The following is a 348-nucleotide window of genomic DNA, read 5'->3' as shown; positions in this document are numbered from 1 at the left end:
CGATGTTCACCACCACGCTCGGCGCGCCGGTGTCCACGCTGTAACCCTCGGTGTCGCTGACGGTGATGCTGTTGCCTGCGGCGTCGGTAGTGGTGACTTTGGCGTCGATTACCTTGTCGGCGTCGGCCACCAGCTCGGCGCCCGGTACGTTGATGCTGAAGGTGTTACCGGCCTGTACGGTACCGGTGTAGGTCTGGTTGTTGACGGTCAGGGTGACGGTGTCGCCTACCTTCACGTCGCCACCGACGGTACCGGTAATGGCCACCTGCTGGCCTGCTTCGGCGGCGTTGATCACGTCGTCGGCGGTGATGTTGGCATTCAGGGTGATGCTGGCCACTGGCGCAGCGG

Annotated in this window: 1 protein-coding gene; it reads right to left on the bottom strand. The window is 64.1% G+C overall.

Annotated features, from left to right (window positions below):
• A partial coding sequence (locus tag ACZ9XP_RS17860) for an Ig-like domain-containing protein (RefSeq protein WP_465188956.1) occupies positions 1 to 348 on the bottom strand: 348 nt, incomplete at both ends.

The sequence above is a fragment of the Vogesella perlucida genome, from assembly GCF_979366545.1.
The sequence above is the reverse complement of the archived record's forward strand: the minus strand, read 5'-3'. Positions and strand labels throughout refer to the sequence as shown.